The 18,460-nt window shown below is 56.3% G+C and carries 16 protein-coding genes; 11 read left to right on the top strand and 5 right to left on the bottom strand.

What is annotated here, in order from left to right; all coding sequences use genetic code 11:
- Window positions 1-264: 264 nt before the first annotated feature.
- The 10 genes from AC1Q9F_RS17150 to AC1Q9F_RS17105 all read left to right on the top strand — a co-directional run bounded on the left by AC1Q9F_RS17150 (window position 265) and on the right by AC1Q9F_RS17105 (window position 11,280).
- Window positions 265-780, top strand: a complete 516-nt coding sequence (locus tag AC1Q9F_RS17150) for an Hcp family type VI secretion system effector (RefSeq protein ID WP_007949952.1) — start codon at window positions 265-267, stop codon at window positions 778-780.
- A 131-nt stretch (window positions 781-911) separates the two neighbouring features.
- Complete coding sequence (locus AC1Q9F_RS17145; RefSeq protein ID WP_492620422.1) at window positions 912-2,954, top strand: type VI secretion system Vgr family protein; 2,043 nt, start codon at window positions 912-914, stop codon at window positions 2,952-2,954.
- Window positions 2,944-3,681, top strand: coding sequence for a DUF4123 domain-containing protein (locus AC1Q9F_RS17140; protein WP_492620421.1), 738 nt, complete (start codon window positions 2,944-2,946; stop codon window positions 3,679-3,681). Before AC1Q9F_RS17145 ends, AC1Q9F_RS17140 begins: the two co-directional genes overlap by 11 nt.
- Window positions 3,681-8,351, top strand: coding sequence for an RHS repeat-associated core domain-containing protein (locus AC1Q9F_RS17135; RefSeq protein WP_492620420.1), 4,671 nt, complete (start codon window positions 3,681-3,683; stop codon window positions 8,349-8,351). The genes AC1Q9F_RS17140 and AC1Q9F_RS17135 overlap by 1 nt, the downstream gene beginning before the upstream one ends.
- A 9-nt stretch (window positions 8,352-8,360) precedes the next feature.
- Window positions 8,361-8,648: a barstar family protein gene (locus AC1Q9F_RS17130; RefSeq protein WP_492620419.1), complete on the top strand. Its 288-nt coding sequence runs from the start codon at window positions 8,361-8,363 to the stop codon at window positions 8,646-8,648.
- Window positions 8,649-8,788: 140 nt separating this feature from the next.
- Window positions 8,789-9,241 (top strand): hypothetical protein, encoded by a 453-nt coding sequence (locus AC1Q9F_RS17125; RefSeq protein ID WP_492620418.1) that lies wholly within the window; start codon window positions 8,789-8,791, stop codon window positions 9,239-9,241.
- 50 nt (window positions 9,242-9,291) lie between these two features.
- Entirely contained in the window at window positions 9,292-9,666 is a 375-nt protein-coding gene (locus AC1Q9F_RS17120) for a hypothetical protein (protein WP_492620417.1), read from the top strand.
- A 54-nt stretch (window positions 9,667-9,720) separates the two neighbouring features.
- A complete protein-coding gene (locus AC1Q9F_RS17115; RefSeq protein ID WP_492620416.1) occupies window positions 9,721-10,341 on the top strand; it encodes a hypothetical protein in 621 nt (206 codons plus the stop codon).
- An 88-nt stretch (window positions 10,342-10,429) separates the two neighbouring features.
- Window positions 10,430-10,852 (top strand): hypothetical protein, encoded by a 423-nt coding sequence (locus AC1Q9F_RS17110; protein ID WP_492620415.1) that lies wholly within the window; start codon window positions 10,430-10,432, stop codon window positions 10,850-10,852.
- Window positions 10,849-11,280, top strand: coding sequence for a hypothetical protein (locus AC1Q9F_RS17105; protein WP_492620414.1), 432 nt, complete (start codon window positions 10,849-10,851; stop codon window positions 11,278-11,280). The genes AC1Q9F_RS17110 and AC1Q9F_RS17105 overlap by 4 nt, the downstream gene beginning before the upstream one ends.
- A 49-nt stretch (window positions 11,281-11,329) precedes the next feature.
- Here the strand turns inward: AC1Q9F_RS17105 and AC1Q9F_RS17100 are convergent, their stop codons facing one another.
- On the bottom strand, window positions 11,330-12,151 hold the full coding sequence (locus tag AC1Q9F_RS17100) for a VanW family protein (RefSeq protein WP_492620546.1): 822 nt from the start codon (window positions 12,149-12,151) through the stop codon (window positions 11,330-11,332).
- Window positions 12,152-12,395: 244 nt separating this feature from the next.
- Between AC1Q9F_RS17100 and AC1Q9F_RS17095 the strand changes: the two genes are divergently transcribed.
- The gene (locus AC1Q9F_RS17095) at window positions 12,396-13,214 is read left to right on the top strand and encodes a glycosyltransferase family 2 protein (protein WP_492620413.1); all 819 of its coding nucleotides are present in this window, start codon (window positions 12,396-12,398) and stop codon (window positions 13,212-13,214) included.
- Between the two features lie 329 nt (window positions 13,215-13,543).
- Here the strand turns inward: AC1Q9F_RS17095 and AC1Q9F_RS17090 are convergent, their stop codons facing one another.
- The 4 genes from AC1Q9F_RS17090 to AC1Q9F_RS17075 all read right to left on the bottom strand — a co-directional run bounded on the left by AC1Q9F_RS17090 (window position 13,544) and on the right by AC1Q9F_RS17075 (window position 18,414).
- A complete protein-coding gene (locus AC1Q9F_RS17090; RefSeq protein WP_492620412.1) occupies window positions 13,544-14,122 on the bottom strand; it encodes a hypothetical protein in 579 nt (192 codons plus the stop codon).
- 113 nt (window positions 14,123-14,235) lie between these two features.
- Entirely contained in the window at window positions 14,236-15,303 is a 1,068-nt protein-coding gene (locus AC1Q9F_RS17085) for a lipocalin-like domain-containing protein (protein ID WP_492620411.1), read from the bottom strand.
- Window positions 15,293-17,764: an ABC transporter permease gene (locus AC1Q9F_RS17080; protein ID WP_492620410.1), complete on the bottom strand. Its 2,472-nt coding sequence runs from the start codon at window positions 17,762-17,764 to the stop codon at window positions 15,293-15,295. Before AC1Q9F_RS17080 ends, AC1Q9F_RS17085 begins: the two co-directional genes overlap by 11 nt.
- Entirely contained in the window at window positions 17,761-18,414 is a 654-nt protein-coding gene (locus AC1Q9F_RS17075; RefSeq protein ID WP_492620409.1) for an ABC transporter ATP-binding protein, read from the bottom strand. The genes AC1Q9F_RS17080 and AC1Q9F_RS17075 overlap by 4 nt, the downstream gene beginning before the upstream one ends.
- Window positions 18,415-18,460 lie beyond the last annotated feature (46 nt).

Below are 18,460 nucleotides of genomic sequence, written 5' to 3'. Positions count from 1 at the left end.
AAACGCTCACCGATTCTGCTGGAGGCCATGTGTTTCAAGGCCTCCAGCCAAGTGCGCAAGAAGTTGCGCAGTACTGCGCAACTTCTTGCGCACTTCCAGCCATTTCGCTGTTCAAAAAACGCTCAAAGCCGCGAATCAGAGCGGCGAAGTCCCCAGCTCCCGGGCATGTGCCAAAAGCTGGCACGCTCCTTGATAACAGTCAGCCACCCACCGGGCGATTTCGCCTCCCGGGCACCCTAACTTTATCCGCAAGGAGAGCATCCCATGGCAACACCAGCGTACATGTCGGTTACCGGCGAAAAACAAGGCCTGATCACTGCCGGCGCCTTCACCGCCGACTCCGTTGGCAACACCTATCAGGAAGGCCACGAAGACCAGGTTATGGTTCAGGCTTTCACCCACGACGTGATCATCCCGCGTGACCCACAATCCGGTCAGCCAACCGGTCAGCGCGTGCACAAGCCAGTTGTGATCACCAAGGTCTACGACAAGGCTTCGCCTCTGCTGCAAGCCGCTCTGACCTCCGGCGAGCGCATGAGCGAAATCGTTATCCAGTGGTACCGCACTTCGGCTCAAGGTACCCAAGAGCACTACTACACCACCAAACTGGAAGACGCGATCATCGTCGCCATCAACAACAAAATGCACAACTGCCAGGATCCAGGCAACGCGCACTTCACCCACCTGGAAGAAGTGCAGTTCACCTACCGCAAAATCACCTGGACCCACGAAGTATCCGGTACTTCGGGTTCCGATGACTGGCGTGCTCCAGTCGTTTAATTACGGCTGATCGTTTCAAGCATCGGCCAGCTCTGCTGGTCGATGTTGTTTACGCCCCTCCAGAATTTCGCGTGCGTTGATCCGCTTGGCGGTCATCGACGAACGCCGCTGTACAGCACGAGGAACAAGGGATGTTCGCGCCGGCCAATGAAACCCACTTTGCCCTGACCATCGAAGGTCTTTCCGCCGATTTCCAGGTGTTTACCCTCACCGGTCGGGAAGCCGTCAGCCAGCCTTTCGTATTCGAGGTGGAGCTGGTCAGTGAGCAGCCGTCGCTGGACCTCGAAACCCTGCTGCACAAACCGGCCTTCCTGCAACTGTCGCCCGACGGCAGCGGCATCCACGGCCTGATCTATCGCGCCGCGCAAGGCGATTCCGGCAAGCGCCTGACCCGCTACTCCGTGACCCTACGCCCGCAACTCGCGTACCTCGCCCACCGGATCAACCAGCGGATCTTCCAGAACCTCAGCGTGCCGAAAATCATCGGCAAGGTGCTCGAAGAACACGGTATACAGGGCAACGCCTACGCGTTCCAGACCGGTTCGATCTACCCCGATCGCATCTACTGCGTGCAGTACGACGAATCGGACCTGCATTTCATCCAGCGCCTGTGCGAAGAAGAAGGCATTCACTACCACTTCCAGCACAGCGCGACGGCGCACAAACTGGTGTTCGGCGATGACCAGACGGTGTTTAAGAAACTGGCGCCGGTGGCCTATCAGCAGGACTCCGGCATGGTCGCCAGCGACCCGGTGATCAAGCGCTTCGACCTGCGCCTGGAAACCCGCACCAGCCGCACCACCCGCCGCGACTACGACTTCGAAAAACCCCGGATCACCCTCGAAAGCGAAAACCGCGGCGACGCCCTGCCCGACCTCGAGGACTACGACTACCCGGGCCGTTTCGTCGACCGCGAACGCGGCAAGCACCTGGCCAAACGCGCCCTCGAACGTCATCGCAGCGACTTCCAGCTCGCCGAAGGCAAGAGCGACCAGCCGTTGCTGGTCAGCGGTCATTTCCTCGCGCTGAAAGAACATCCGAAAGCCAAGTGGAATGACCTGTGGCTGCTCACCGAAGTCCTGCACGAAGGCAAGCAGCCGCAAGTGCTGGAAGAGTCGGTCACCAGCGACACCACCGCCCTGAAAGACGATTTCCATCAAGGCTACCGCAACCGCTTCCAGGCCACCCCGTGGGACGTGCCGAACCGCCCGCCCCTGTGCCATCCAAAGCCGCGCATCCTCGGCAGCCAGAGCGCCGTGGTCACCGGGCCGAAAGGTGAAGAAATCCACTGCGACGAATACGGCCGCGTGAAAGTCCAGTTCCACTGGGACCGCGATGGCCAGGCCGACGACAAAACCAGCTGCTGGCTGCGCGTGTCTTCCGCCTGGGCCGGCGCCCAGTACGGCGGCATCGCCATCCCGCGCATCGGCATGGAAGTGCTGGTGACCTTCCTCGAAGGCGACCCCGACCAGCCGCTGATCAGCGGCTGCCTGTACCACAAGGAAAACACCGTCCCCTACGCCCTGCCGGCGAACAAGACCCGCACCACCTTCAAGACCCTGAGCTCGATGGGTGGCGGTGGTTTCAACGAACTGCGCATCGAAGACAAGAAAGGCCAGGAACAGATCTTCCTCCACGCCCAGCGCGACTGGGACGAAAACATCGAACACGACCAGAAAATCCGCGTCGGCAACGAACGCCACGATGTCGTGGAAAAAAACAGCTACACGGAATTCAAGGCCGAAGAACACCACACCGTTTACGCAGACCGCAAAGTCGAAGCACGCGCCAACGACCACCTGACCGTGGGCGTGAACCAGCACATCAAGATCGGCACCGGGCAATTCATCGACGCCGGCCAGGAAATTCACCTGAGCAGTGGCATGAAGGTGGTGCTGGAGGCTGGGGCTGAACTGACGTTGGTCGGCGGTGGCAGCTTCATCAAGATCGATGGCGGCGGCGTGACCATGAGCGGGCCGGCGATCAACATCAACTCCGGCGGCGGACCGGGCAGCGGAACCGGTGCTGCACCGTTGATGCCGGGCGTGCTGAAACAGGCGGATGCCGACAAGGCGGGTGCCGTGCTGACGCCGGCGCAAATCAATACCCTCAAACGTAATGCGCCGTTTTGTGAAGAGTGTGAAAAATGCAAGGCAGGTGCCTGTGCCATCTAATCGACTGACACCCAAGGATTGGCTGGCACAACAGCCGTTGCAGAAAGACGAACGTCTGTATCTGGTCATCAGCGCCGCGAGCGATGCACAAGCGCTCAAAGCCTTGTATCAGAGCGAACCGTCCATCCAGGCCATTCCCGTCTGGGGCGGAACGCCCTACTCCACCTGGCAACCGGTGATGCCTTACGTCGCCGAACTCCAGGCCAACTCGGCCTTCCTGCCCTGGATCACCGAAACCGACGCCCTCGACTGGGGCTGGCTGGCGGTCTCCCGCTCGGAGCCCAACGAAGTTTTCGAACACCTGCGCAGCTTGACCCAAGTGAAGATGCCGGACGGGACCGAAGTGTTTTTCCGGTTCTGGGATGGGCGGCATATCTATCCGATTCTTGAAGGGTTGGGTGAGACGGCTGGGGAAGTGTTGCCGGTGTTTGAGCGGTATCTGATCAATGGGCAGAGCCTGGAAGTCGGGCCGAGGGTGGTGCCGAAGGCGAAGGATTGGCCGTGGTGGGAGGTGCCGAAGAAGTTGCTGGATCAGTTGGCGAAAGAAGATCAGACGACGCTGGTCGGCAACTTGATGCAATGGCTCGAAGAAGCACGCCCGGACCTCTACAGCGCGTGGCCCGAGAACAACCTGAAACTGAAAATCACCCGTTTCGTGCGTCGCCCGGATGCTCCGGACAACCTTAAAGAAGCACTGTTAAACCACCTGATTCTGGAGCAAGGCTGATGGATCGCGTTGCCTTTGTTGACAACCAACTGAACACCTTCAAGGACAGTCTGAAGCTGTATCAGGAACAGACCAAAACCTGGTACGCCAACGTCGCGGACAAAGCCAGCCGAGCGGCTGACCTACCTTCCCTGCTGGGCATGGAGCGAGTGATCAAGGTTGGCGACACCAGCAAATCGGTGAGCATGACCGACGGCGACTTCACTTCGAACGTGGCTCAGTGCCCGTTGAAGGGACCGCTGCTGATCGAAAGCAAGTTCGAATCGGTTTATGACATTCCTGTAGGCGATATCGAAGTCGAGATCGTCGCTGTTGAAGGTGGTGCAGTCAGCAAGGTCAAACTCGATCAACAAGGCAAAGCCAGCTGGACCGGTGGGATTCCCGGCAAGTTCTACAAAATCCGTGTTCACAACGAAGTGACACCCGCGCAGATCGACGCTCTGTTCAGTTCCTACAGCGGCGTGACAGCAGACCTCGAAGGTTTCCTGCGCAAGGAGTGGGCCGGGTTCAAGCCGCAATGGTCGAACCTGTCGGCTTCAGGCACTGCGATGGCCATCGGAAACGGCATTCTTGAAGGTGGCTGGGAAGCCATCAAAGGCGTGTGGGATGGCATCAGCCTGGTGCTCGACATTCTGCAAGACCCCAAGAAGTTTGCGAATGATCTCGGCGCAGGCGTCCAGGACCTGATCAAAGTCGCCCAAAGCTCGCCAGACATCATGAAAAAAGCCATGTTGCTGGCCAGCGACGAAGCCGCTTTGTTCCTGCTGGTACGCAGTGCCGTGATCTGGCTGGCAGGCTTGCCGCCAATGAAAATGGCCGGCGACGTTGCGAAGATGACCACGGCCATTGTCGTCGGCATCGCGATCGACATCGTGATTGGCGTGGTTCTGACGATTGCGGCTGAAGGCACAGGGGTTATCTACCTCGCCGCCCGACTGAAGAAGTACGGTGAGCTTGTCATCAACGCTGTCACCAGCTTCGTGAAGTCGTTGTTCAAGATCATCAATGGCTTTATGGAGTACGTCGCGAAATACACCGCCGTTGCGGCGCGCGGGGTGACGGCAAAGGTGAGAAACGGAGTCTCTCAGCTGCGCTTCGACGGGAAAAAGAACGCAAGGCTGGGTAAAGGCGAAGTCGGTGATGACGCTTCAAAACAGGCAAAGACGCCTGCGGAAAAGAGCGCCGAGCCAGCCTCGGAGACATGTACCAACGGATGCCCGGTGTCGATGGTCACCGGCGAAGAACTATTGACGCTGACAGATGGCCAACTCGACGGCTTGCTGCCGTTTGAATGGACACGCCTGTACAGAACCAGTGCCGTGGAACTCGACTGTGGCCTGGGATACGGGTGGAGTCACGCCCTTGCTCACCGCATCGAAATCGTGGGCGAAGAAGTCATCTGGACCGACCACGAAAACCGCTCCACACCGTTCCCGCTTCCAAGCGAGCAGCGCCCGGCGATCACCAACAGCCTCTCGCGTGCAGCCATTTTCCTCGGCGATGACCCGTCAGAACTGGTACTGGCTCAAGCCGGCAAACGCCCATCGTTCTACCACTTCCGGTTCAACAGCAAAGGCGCCACCCTGATCGCCATCAGCGACAGCTATGGCAATCGCCTGCACATCACACGGGACATCCACGGACGGATCAAACGCCTCGACAACGGCGCAGGTCGTGCCCTGCTTTTACGCTACGACCGCAAACACATTGTCGCAGTCGACTATCAGCAGTTTCTTCCAGCGGACAATCTTGAGGATGCCTGGAACACCGTCCAGACGCTGGTCACCTACACCTATGACGCGCAGCACCGGTTAATTGAAGCGAAGAATGCTGCCGGGGAAGCCGAGCGTTATCGCTACAATGATCAACACGTGATTCTGGAACGGCAACTGGCCGGTGGCGCGAGCTTCTTCTGGGAGTGGGAGAACGAAGGCAAACTGGCTCGATGCGTCCACCATTGGGCAAACTTCTCGCAGATGGACGCGCACTACGCCTGGGATGACAAAGGTAGCGTGACCGTTACCAACGCAGACGGCAGCGAAGAGGTCTACACCCACGACGACCAGGCGCGACTGGTCAGCAAGATCGATCCGGATGGTGCCGAGCACCTCAAGGCCTATAACGATAAAGGCCAATTGGTCGCGGAAAAAGATCCTCTCGGCGCCGTGACCGAATATCGGTACGACGACAATGGATTGATGATCGCCGTCATCCCTCCTGAAGATGAGGCCATCGCCTACGAATACAGCAACGGATTCGTCAGCGATGTTCATCGCGGCAAAGCCAGCTGGAAGTATCAACGCAACAGACAGGGCGATGTTACCCAGCAGATCGACCCGGACGGAAATTCGACGTTTTACAGCTACGACCGTCAAGGACGTTTGCTGGAGATCCGTCACCCGGATGGCAGCCGTCACCAACTGGGCTGGAACAACCTCGGTCAATTGCTTGAAGAACGCCTACCCGACGGTGGTCAACGCAAATACCGCTACGACGCGTTGGGGCGGCAGATTACTCGGCAAGAAGAGTCCGGGGCCATTACCCAGTACCAATGGGATACCGCCAACCGCCTTGCACAAATTACCCTGCCGGGCGGTGCAACACGCGCGTTCACCTACAACGCCTACGGCAACGTCACTGCTGAACGTGACGAACTTGGCCGCGTCACCCGTTACGAATACGCCGATAAACTGCACCTTGTCAGCCGTCGCATCAATCCTGACGGCAGCCAGTTGAGCTACCGCTACGACAACTCGCGCTTGCTGCTGACCGAGATCGAAAACGAACGCGGCGAGCATTACCACCTCGACTACTTCCCGAATGGCCTGATCCAGCAAGAAACCGGCTTCGACGGTCGTCGCACTGCGTACGAATACGACCTGAATGGCCAGTTGCTGAAGAAAACCGAATTCGGCGATGACGGCAGCGAGTTGGTGACTGAATACCAACGCGACGCCGCAGGCAGGCTTCTGGTGAAAACTCTTCCCGATGGCGAAGAAATCCACTACAGCTACGACGCCCTCGGCCGCTTGGTCAACGTCCACGACGGACACTGGCCGCTCGCCTACGAATACGACCTGCAAGATCGCCTCGTCACCGAACACCAGGGCTGGGGCACCTTGCGCTATGAGTACGACAGCGTCGGCCAGCTCAAGCACTGTCGCTTGCCCGATGGCAGCAAACTCGACTATCGCCACCAACCCGGCGGCCTGCTCAGCGGCATCGACCTCAATGGCTCGCGCCTGACGTCTCACCAGTTCAGCGGTGGTCGCGAACAGCAGCGCCAGCAAGGCTTGCTGCTCAGCCAGTATCAATATGACGAACAGGGCCGCTTGCAGGCTCACAGTGTCAGCCAACGCGACAAAAACCTGTTCCAGCGCCGCTACAACTACGACGCAAACGGCAACCTCGCCGGCATCGACGACAGCCGCAAAGGCAACCGCAGCTACCACTACGATCCGCTCGATCGCTTGATCAGCGTTCGTGGCGCTACGCCGGAAACCTTTGCTCACGATCCGGCCGGTAACCTGCTCGGCCAGAACAACGAAGGCACAGCCAACCTCGCCAACGTCAAAGGCAACCGTCTGCTGATGCAGGGCGACCGCCACTACGACTACGACGCCTATGGCAACCTGATCCGCGAACGCCGTGGCGCTGGCCAGAAACTCGTCACTGAATACCGCTACGATTCCCAGCATCGACTGATCGGCGCGAGCCTGCCGAGTGGTAGCACCGCGTCCTACAAGTACGACGCTTTCGGTCGCCGCATCGAGAAAACCGTCGACGGCCACACAACCGAATTCTTGTGGCAAGGCGAACGCCTGATCGCCGAAAGCGCTGACAATCGTTACCGCAGCTATATCTATGAACCGGGCACATTCCGCCCTCTTGCCATGCTCGATGGTGAAGGGCCTCGCAAGGCGACCCCGTTCTATTACCAGCTCGATCATCTGGGCACGCCGCAGGAACTCACTGACTACAGTGGCGAGATCATGTGGTCGGCGAAGTACCATGCGTACGGCAACCTCGCTGCACTGGATGTCAGCGAAATCGACAATCCGTTGCGATTCCAGGGTCAGTATTTCGATGCAGAGACGGGCCTACACTACAACCGTCATCGCTACTACAATCCGGGGACCGGGCGTTTTCTGACTCCGGATCCGATCAAGCTTGCTGGTGGGTTGAATAACTACCAGTACGTGCCTAACCCTACGGGGTGGGTGGATCCGTTGGGATTAGCGAGTAAAGAATGCGATGGACCCGAAACGTATGACAACTCGGCTCATAACGCTGCTAAATACGCGGCAATGAAGCGAGACCTAAAAACGACTGAGGCTGCGAACCCTGTGGTTGAAAGCCTACGAACGACGGGACAGCTTCCAGGCAACTATGTCACAAAGACTCAAGCAGCGCAGAGTGGATGGAAACCGGGAAAAGCACTAAACAATAGCGTTCCTGGTGGTCAGCTAGGTGGTGATGTTTTCCATAATGATACAAACGTACTCCCTTCAGCCCCTGGTCGAACTTGGTATGAAGCTGATGTAGGCCTTAACAATACAATGTCTCGTAGCAACCAACCAGGAACAAGACTACTTTATTCAGACGATGGACTTCTTTATATAACTAGCGACCACTACGACACCGTTAGTTCTATTGGAACCTGGAAGTGAGTTTTAAAAATGATAATTGTACTTGATGGCTTAACCATTTCATCAGAGCAAGAGTTTCATAAAAAAATAGCCATTGCTTTTGCGGTGACAGATTTTTATGGAAACAATCTCAGCGCCTTATGGGACCTACTCAGCACCGACGTGGAACGCCCAGTAGATTTAATATGGAAAAATTCTGAACACTCTCAAAAAAACATGGGAGATTCGTACAATAAAATAATAAATATTTTTGAACGTACGAAGCAACAGGATGTGAATTTCGGATGGGAGGAAAAATTTAACTATTATCTAGAGTAACCACTAGAAAGCTAAAACGGGCTATCAAAACTACAAAACAAAGGGGGTAGATTTATTTTTTACTGAAGAGAATAAATCTATCCCCTTTCAGCTAACAGGCTTGAAAGACCAACCAAAGATAAACGAATTGGCAAGTAAAAATGTTCACCGCCGACAAAAATAAAATTCAAGAACATTGGCTTGAAGAAATATACCCTCGACAAAACTCAATTACGTTCAATAATGGATTCTATTGCTTCTTCGAGCACTCAGCAAAAGAAGAAAAATTAACAAAAAAAATATGGATTCCGGCAAATGATTTCTTGCTAAACCACACTGACACATGCGAGGGCCTATCGACCATTTATACAGCAGAAGGGTCTAATAACAATTCTTTTACTTGCGGCGAATGCCTAGCCTCCGGGGACGATGGCTTCATTGCACTTTCCAAAAAATACACCGGCGAACTAGTCTGGCTGATCGTATTGAGCGGAACCAATCCATTTGAAAAAATCATCATTTACAACAGCAGCATCCATGTTCAATCATCAAGCGGCACATTAGCAATAGTACCCATTGATCGGCCAGACAACCTTTCCATAGAATGGTCTTAATAAAAAAACAGAATCAAAGGGACAATCTATCCCCTTTTCGAACAACCAAAATGAAAATTTTTCTCAACATTGAACATCTGAAAAACTATAACTTCCCTAGTACTTTTATAGAATTCGCGACTACGGAACCTGAACCGGACATCAAACCTTGGTGGTTACTAATATATCAAGAGGGAAAAATAAATTACTGGCACAACACGCTAAAAAATCTGTATCCCAACCGCACGTTAGTTCCTTTCGCAAAGTTCAACGCCAATGATGATATTGCTTGCTTTGACGGCTATGACTTATCCGGCAATCCAAAAGTGCTAATAATACATGCATATGCTTCAGAGGGATGGGAGCTTCACGGAGAACATCCTGACTTTAGCGCGTGGCTAAAAATAGCCATTGAGACCCATGCGGAATGGAATAAAGAAGATTAAAAACATCCACTTCCAACATCTTATAGGTGTATTCAGTTCTCGCTGGAGAGCGCAATGATTTTCTCAATTGATATCACAGAGTGCTTTGGCGCAATCGACTCCGATAACGCAGGCGGGATTATAAGCTGTATCAGCATCCCACCCATCGAGAATCCTCAGGAAAAATTTCGCCTTAAGCTATCAAATTTTGTACTTAACCTGATCGACGAGACCGTCATCGATTCGATCAACAGGCAGAATTCAACGTTTTTGAAGAACATGACCGAAGACGGCTTCCTTATAATAAGACAAGCCAGCATTTCCTTTGAGTCAATAAAAGGCTACGAAAAACTACTGCGACGATCAAACCAAGATCACGGATATTTAACCCACGAGTGCTACGGTCAAAAATTAAATACCGGAGACAAGATTTACGACATCAGCGGAAGAGTTTTTTCGACCCCTGAGCTTTTGATTAACTTCGCATTCATTTCACCCGACACTGTAACACTTGAATTTAACTCATCAGACCACACATACATTGAGAGCTACCCCGAGCTTCAAAAATCTTTAGAAAAACTAAACTCAAGAGAAAAACCTACTCAACCACCCCTCACAGGCCTATTCGACCCCACATATAGCAACACTCACACCACTAGCAACTTTTGCGCTGGCTATCGAATCTACAATCAATAATTAAAACACTTCCACAAAGGGAATTAACTCACTTCCATTCACGCTCCAAAAAAAAAAAAAAAAAAAAAAAAACAACAGGAATACCTCGATGAGTTACTTGGAAAAAGAAATCACATCAGCACTCGAAACAAATCATCTAAAAAACCAGAAACTCAAAAAAGATGAATTAGAAAAAATAATTTCAGACGTAAAAACCCGCTTCTTTTACTCCAACACAAATACCCTTGCCCCCTTGAATCTAAAATTCGTAACAAAACAACACGACCCAGATTTTTGGAAAAAGGTCGATCTCCTATACCCTTCTGAGAAACCAACATTAATCGTCCTCGACAACCAAATCCATGCTTGGACGCTTCAGTCATCATCCGATCTGAAAATATTGCTTTCAGAAACAACTGGCTTTCCATTCTGGACAACCAATACAGCCCTTAGCTTCTTAACTTATGTAGACGACCACGATTGCGTACATACAGCATCGCCCTCATTCCCTCCAGCGATTAAAAAATCATGATCTTCAAATCTGAAAACAACATCATTGACCCAGCCTCTGTAACCTACCGCAGCCTTGGCTTCGGTGAACCTCTCTCCAACCATGCCAAAAAATATACTTTATCAATAAAAAATCACGAACTGCCCGAGCAATTCTACGAGCTAACAAATGCATTCATCACCGAATGCATACAAGACGATAACAAACAAGGCTACGCCGACATCCCCGCATTACGAGATTGCAATTACCCGCTACTTTCAACCTTGATAAAAAACCACCCAGACGTAGCGGTAATCCTCATCAAGGACTACTTATTCTTTGAGCTGTTCTATTTGCTATACCCATCAAAGGGAGAACTCGAACTAGTAATAAACTCGATTTCCGGAGTTTATTATTTGGACGATACGCTTCACCTATGCGGCGAAACGTATCCCTACCGAAACCTGTAATTGCGTTATTTCCGTCGCACGGTAGAAATCCTAAGGCAAGAAACACAACCTACTGCTGCCTTTCAATGGCTTGTTCCCCCACCTCATACTTAACCACCACCCGATTCCCATACAACCGCTCCCTCTCCACCAACGCCCCCACCTGCCCCTTCTCCCTCACCTCCCGCCAAATCTCATTCTCCCGGTACACCCGCTCCCCCTCCCGCACAAACCGATGCCCCACTTCAAACACGTGATACCGATAAGCCCGCTCCCGATCACACAACAACTCCCCCTCCAGCTGCGTCTCCCCCACCTTCAGCTTCAGCTGAAAGCTGCGATCCGTCGGGTTATGCAGTACCAGGTCGATGTAGTTGTAGAAGATCGCCGCGCCGGAGCCGAATGGCAGGACGCGGCCGTCGTCCGGGAAGGGGTCGAAGCTGTGGTTGGCGCGTTCGATGACGACCAGGGGTGAGTGAATGGCCATCCAGTGGATGAGGTTGCTGAGTTGGCAGATGCCGCCGCCGATGCCGGTGCGGGCTTCGCCGAATGAGAGTTCCATGCCTTCGACGTAGCCGCGTTGGCGGGTCGGGCGGCCGACGAGGCGGCAGAAGGAGAAATATTCGCCGGGGGCGATGGTGACGCCATCGATGGCAGCGACGGCGAGTTTGAGGTTGATGACTTTGTTGTGTTGCAGCGCAAGGTCAGAGTCGCCGAGTTTGCGGATCAGTTTTGAGGTGTGTTTGAGGTAGCGGTAAGGCAGGCGCGCGGACGTTGTGGCAGGCCGCGCGTAGCGTTTGCTCGAGCAGTGCCAGGCGATGTGGCGGAACAGTCTTTTTTGCCACACGCGCAGCCAGTAAAGGGCCGGGTGGTAGAGGGAAAGTGGTTTCATCCGTGGCGAACGGCGCGGGCCGTTGTCTTCCTTGAGCTTGGAATGGCGGCGCATCTTACCGTGGAACCGCGCTTGATCGCCAAGCGCCTCGCCGGTGTCGCAAGCCGTAACAAGTCGCCCGGCCCGGGCGCTCGAAAATTAAGCTTCAACTAAGGTTGCGTCCCTACCATCCGGGCCACAAAGCAGCGGTTCTGTGTGCTGATTGCCGTCAGCAGAACCCTTCAACTTGAAGTGAGCCCGGACCATGAGTGCGATCGATTCCACCTCTAAACAACCGCCCGCCTTCAGTCTTGTATTGGTCAATTACAAGACGCCGGAAATAACCCGGATGTGCCTGGAGTTTCTCCAGCAGTACGTCAAGGATCATCAAATTCCGGTGTGGGTGGTGGACAACGATTCCGCCGATGAAAGCCTGATCTACTTGCGGTCCCTGGACTGGATCAACTTGATCGAGCGCCCTTCACCCGGCAAGGAAGCGGGACATATCGCTCATGGCAAGGCACTTGATCTGGCACTTGCGAAAGTTGAAACCGATTACCTTTTTTTGCTGCACACCGACACTTTCGTTTTTGACAGCACTGTCTTTTCGATGATGATGAATGAGTGCATGCAATCTTTGGATACAGCAGCGGTAGGTTGCGTCGAGCAATTGGATCGCGGCGTCCTTAGAGACACCTGGCGTTTGTCTTCGCGTTACTTCAAACACTATTTCCGCCGGGCAAAACAGCAATTTGGGTTGCCGTCCCGAGATCCGAAACCGTACCGGGAAACTCACCTGAAAAGCTTCTGCACCTTGTGGAATGCACGGTTGATCAAGGCTCACGGGCTGCATTTTTCGATGGACGACCGGGTCCCGGGATACACGCTGCAGGATCGTTTAAGCAGCCTTGGTTACGGCATCAAATGTCTTTCGCCGCGGACGATCTTCCGTTACCTCGATCACATCCAGGCCGGCACCGTGGCCGCGATCGGTGGATACGGTACGCAACACCGTCGCACCACCATGTATCAGGAAACGCTCAAGCGCCTTCAGTTACAACAAGGCATGCGACCTGCAAAATAGTAAGACAATAAAAAAGGGCGACTTCAAAGTCGCCCTTTTTGCATCTGAATTCTTTGGCCTCCACTCCGGGGAGGTGTTCGCCCAGTGTAATGGCCTGGCAATCCATGCACCGGTAAAGAGCCCTGACACTGGGCGAACGGGAGGGATTTTAATGGAAGTTGGCGGATATGTCGTGCTAATTGAAGATGAAATTTATGTACTAAAAAGTTAACGAATATTGATGACCGATATTTCCCGACAAACTTTCAGAATTATCCGACTCGAACATTTTATATGACTGCTCTCATACAATTACTTGTACAAGAACAGTCATTCTGTAGAGTCAATACTCAACTTTCATGCTGACTGGTCACTTTTAATACATCGGTGTAAGTGACCACGACGCTCTGTCCGACTTTCAGGTTTTTCAGTTTGGCCTGAATCTCAGGCTTCTCGACGTTGAGGGTTTTCGACTGGCCCGACGGGTTTTCCAGGGTCACCTGGTTTTTCGCCAAATCAATTTTGGTGATTTTTAGTTGCACCTGAACCTGGCGGAAGGCTTCGCCACCGGGGTTGCTGCTGCCCACGGCGTTGCGCAGTTCACCGGTACGCTCGGTGGAGCCAGGCAGACCTTTATCCACGTCAGTGTCGAGGAAAGCCGCGACCGAACGTGTCACCTCGATCTGAACTTGGTCGCCAACCTTGAGATTGGCGAGGTTTTTCGCCTTGTCGCTGAGCTGAACGTGCACCTGGCGACCTTCTTCGCCTTCAAGGACAACCTGATGATTGGCCGGATCAACTGCCAGCACTTTGGTGGTGACCTGATCCTTCTCGACAGCCGCCGACAACGGAATATCGGCAGCGAAAGCCGTGGAAGCGGACAGGACAGTTGCAAGTGCAATGGCGTGCGTCAGTGCTTGGAGCTTCATAAGCGGTACTTTCCCTGTGATGGATGGCAGCACCCGGCGCCGAATCGGTCTCGGCACCGGGCGTGCCAAGGAGCATAGACGCTGATCGGCCGTTGCTCCTCGATCCAGGTCAATCAGTACCCGGTCATCTCCAGATAACCCTGCCCGCCCCGGTTGCCGCTCAGGCGCACCGGCCCTTCCCAATAGGGAATGCGCAGGTTCATCCAGGCGTCGGGGTTGATTGCATCGAGGGTGATCTGCAGATTTTTTTGCGGAATGTCGATCGACCAGCGCACCGGCATCGAACGGCCGGCGACCTTCGCAGTGTCCTTCGGGGTCAGCTTGATCTGTTCGGCGTGCAGGGTTTCGGTCTGGCCATCGGCGGCAATCCACGTGCCGGTCAGGTAGGGCGCCCCTTCCTTCTGCCGCATGCGGTACAGCATGACGTGTTCACCGCTGTCCAGATGCAGGGAGAACCAGTCCCACCCTGTCTGGTTGGCGGTCAGCGGCTGGCTGCTCCATTCGCGGTCGAGCCAGGCCGGGCCGTTGACGGTGTAGGTCTGGCCATCGATCTGCAGGGTGCCGCTGGCCTGGAAAAACGGCTGGCTGTAGTAATACGACGCCTGGCCCTGTTCGGATTTCTGGCTGTAACCCTTGTCGCCTTGCAGCACCAGCGGGCGGCTGGAGGTCAGGCGCAGTTGATAGCTGAAGTTCTTGTCCCGGGCGCTGAGTTGCAGGTCGGCCAGCGGATCGCTCGCCTGACTGACGAAACGCCAGTCATCGATCCACGCCTCGAACGGCGCCGCACGCACGCCGGCCTGCCCGACGCCGCCACGGGCGTAACGCTCGGCGGCGTGGTGGACGCTGGCCGAGGTCACCGCCGCGTGCCCGAGCCAGATCGTCTGGTTGGCCCAGCCCGGCTGCTGCGGCGAGGCGTTCAGAGCGCTGCGAAACAACGTCCACTGCACGCCGAAATCGTTGCCCTGCGCATCCTTGAGATTGGCCGTCACGTACCACCATTCAATGCGAAAACCGTCATGGGCGCCGTGATCCGCCGGGAAGCTGAACACCCGCCCCGGCACCACCGGCGTAAACGCCTGCGCCTGAGCGCCCATCCCGGCGAACCCCTTCTGCTCCGGTGCGGGGTTGTCACAACCACCGAGCAACAACGCCAAAAACACCAGCGCAAACCTAGTCCTCATGGGCAAACGTCCTCAACAAGTCCGCCGGTTGCGTGCGGTACAGCGAATACAGCGGCCACGCCGAGGCCAGCAACGTCGCCAGCAGCGCCAGCCCCATCAGTTGCAGCAACTGCAATGGAAACACCCGCAGCGGCAGACGCCAGCCGAAGGCCTGAACGTTGATTACCGCGTCCAGACACCACGCCAGGCCGATACCCAATGGCAAGGCCAGTACCAGCGTCAGCAGCGCCAACAGCCACGTTTGCCCGAGATTGAGCAGCATCAATTGCCGCCGCGTCACGCCCAACGCCCACAACGGTGCGAGCTGGCCGAGACGGCTCTGGCTCTGGGTCAGCAGGCTGATGAACAGCGCCACGCCGGCGACGGCCAGCGTCAGGCTATTCAGCGCGGCGGTCGCGGCGAAGGTGCGTTCGAAGACTTGCATCGACCAGCCCTTGAGCCGCGCCTGATCGACGATCCGGCTGTCATCGAGCTGGAAGCGTGCCTGCAAGGCCGTGAGCAGTGCCGGGATATTCGGCGGGTCGATGCGCAGGTTGAAGCGGTTCGGTGTCAACTGCGGCCAGCCGCGCAACAGGTGATTGCTGTTGACCAGCACATGGCCCTTGGGATTGCCGTAGTCGGCGTAGATGCCGACGATGCGCGGCGACCATGACCCGCCCGGCGTGGGAATCGACAGGTGATCGCCCGGCGTCACTTTCAAGCGCCGCGCCAGTTGTTCGCTGAGCATCACCGAATCGTCCTTGGCCAGCGCCGCCCACGGGTCATCGCCCCGCGCTTCGAGCAACGGCCAGTGCTGGCGATAGTGCGGATGATCGATGATCCCGAACACGTCCGCCGGCCAGCCTTGCAGTGTCACCGAAACCTGCCAGTTGGGCATGATCGCCGTGACGTTCGGTTGCTGTTTGAGCCAGGTGTACAGCTCTCGCGCCTGAGCCGGGTTGCTCGGGTTCAGATAAAGCTCGGCGGTTAGTCGTTGTTCGAGCCAGTCGTTGAAGGTCTGGCGGAAACCGGCGGTCATGCTGCCGGCGCCGATGTTCGCCGCCATCGCCAGCAGCAGCGCCATCAAGGCCAGGCTCAGCGCCGGCAATTGCTGGCGGCAGTCGGCGAGAAACCACTGCCCGAGCACCGAGCAGCTGCGCCCGAGCAAACCGTTGAGCAACGCGCTGAGCAACACCGGCAACGCCAGCGCGGCGCCGAGTAACAGCCCCGCCATCAACACAAAACCGCTGGCGAGACTGTTGCCCCAAACCAGCGCAGCCAACGCAATCGCTGCACACACGCCGGCCACCCAACCCTGACGCCGCAACCAGCGCGCATGTTGCTGATGCCAGGCCTGCGGATCCGCCACCGCCAGCAACGGCAGACGCGCCGCTCGCAGCAAACTGTTGGCCCCGGCCAGCAACGCGCCGAGCAGGCTCAAGCCGATGCCGCTGAACCACCACCACGGACTCAGGCGCAACTGCCCCGCCACTTCCGCGCCGTACAGACCGCGCAGGCTGGCGGCAACGTCCGGCAACAGCACGCTTGCCAGCCAGTAGCCGCTGACCACGCCGAACAACCCGCCGATCAACGCCAGTGCGCCGAGTTCGACGATCAGGCAAGCGATCAGCATCCGCGCGCTGACCCCGCAGGCCCTCAAGGTGCGCAGCAATCCCCGACGTTGTTCCAGCGCCAGACCGATAGCCGCGTGGACAATGAACAACCCAACGATGAACGAGAGAAACCCGAGCGCATCAAGGTTGAGGTGGAAGCTTTCGGTCAGTCGCGCAAGGTTGTTTTCCTCGCCACTGCTCTTGAGCTGCAACTGGCCTTTGAACGCGGCCGGCACCTCGGCGTGAAAATCCTTCGGCAGCAGCAGGCGCGACAGTTGATCATGTTGTTCGAGCACGCGCTGAGCGACGCCAATGTCCACCAGCAGCACGCCGGGGGCCATGTCGGTTTGCGCCCGCAGCGGCGGCAACGTCTGACCGGCTTCGGTGGCCGGTGTCGCGCCCTCGGCGAGGTTCAGCACTCGCAAGGTTTCGGGAGAAATCCAGGTGCTGCCCGGCGGGCTGAAGAATTCGACAATCCGCTCGATCGGCATCGCCTGCCCGGCCACCGCGCTGTCGCCGGGCAAGGACACCGGTTCGATGCCCATCAATTGCAGACGCTGATTTTCGTGGCCCTTGAGCATCAGGCGCCCTTGCAGCACCGGCGACACCGGCCAACCCAGACGCCGCAGGTCAACGAACCATTGTTGCGGGAACGTCGCGCCGTTCGGCGTGCTGAGGCTGGCCTGGGGTTCGCCGCCAATCAACTGGCTGGCCCGGGCGTAACTGTCTCGCGCCTGACTGTTGAGCGCTTCGACCCCGGTCAACAGACTGGTGGCCAGCCACAACCCGGTCAGCACGCTGAAAAACTGCACCGGATGACGCCGCCAGTGACTGAGCAGCGCCATCAGCGCGTGGCGGAAAACCTTCACGTCAACCGACCGCTGGACAGCACAACGCGCTCCGCCAGCCGCGCCGCCACGCGTTGACTGTGGGTGACCATCAGCAAAGTGGTCGGGGTGTCATCGAGCAATTCCAGCAACAGCCGCAGCACTTCGTCGCTGGTGGCTTCGTCGAGGCTGCCGGTGGGCTCGTCGGCCAGCAGCAGTTTAGGTTGCGCCGCCAGCGCCCGGCCGAGCGCTACCCGTTGTTGCTGGCCGCCGGAGAGTTGTTCGGGATAGCGCTTGAGCAATTCGCCCAGCCCCAGACGCTGCACCAGATGATGCTGCCAGCGCGGGTCATGCCGTCCGGCCAGCCGCGCCTGAAACGCCAGGTTGTCCTCGATCCGCAGGCTGCCGATCAAGTTGTACTGCTGGAACACCAGACCGATTTCGGTACGCCGCCAGTTGGCCAGTTGCGCCTCGTTCATCCGGTCCAGCCGATGTTCGCCGCTGCGGATGCTGCCGCTGTCGACTTTGTCGAGCCCGGCGATCAGGTGCAGCAGCGTGCTCTTGCCGCTGCCTGACTCGCCCATCAGCGCCAGGCTGCTGCCGGGCTTGAGCGTCAGGTCGATGCCTTGCAGCACCGGCAACGGGCCTTGCGGGGTGAGGTAGCTTTTGAAGACGTTTTGAACCTGGAGCATGCCGCCATCCGATCGATCCGTGTCGGCCAAGGATAGCGGATACCGA

Source organism: Pseudomonas sp. GW823-FHT04A03, from assembly GCF_058796615.1.
This window is presented reverse-complemented; position numbering and strand designations above follow the sequence as displayed.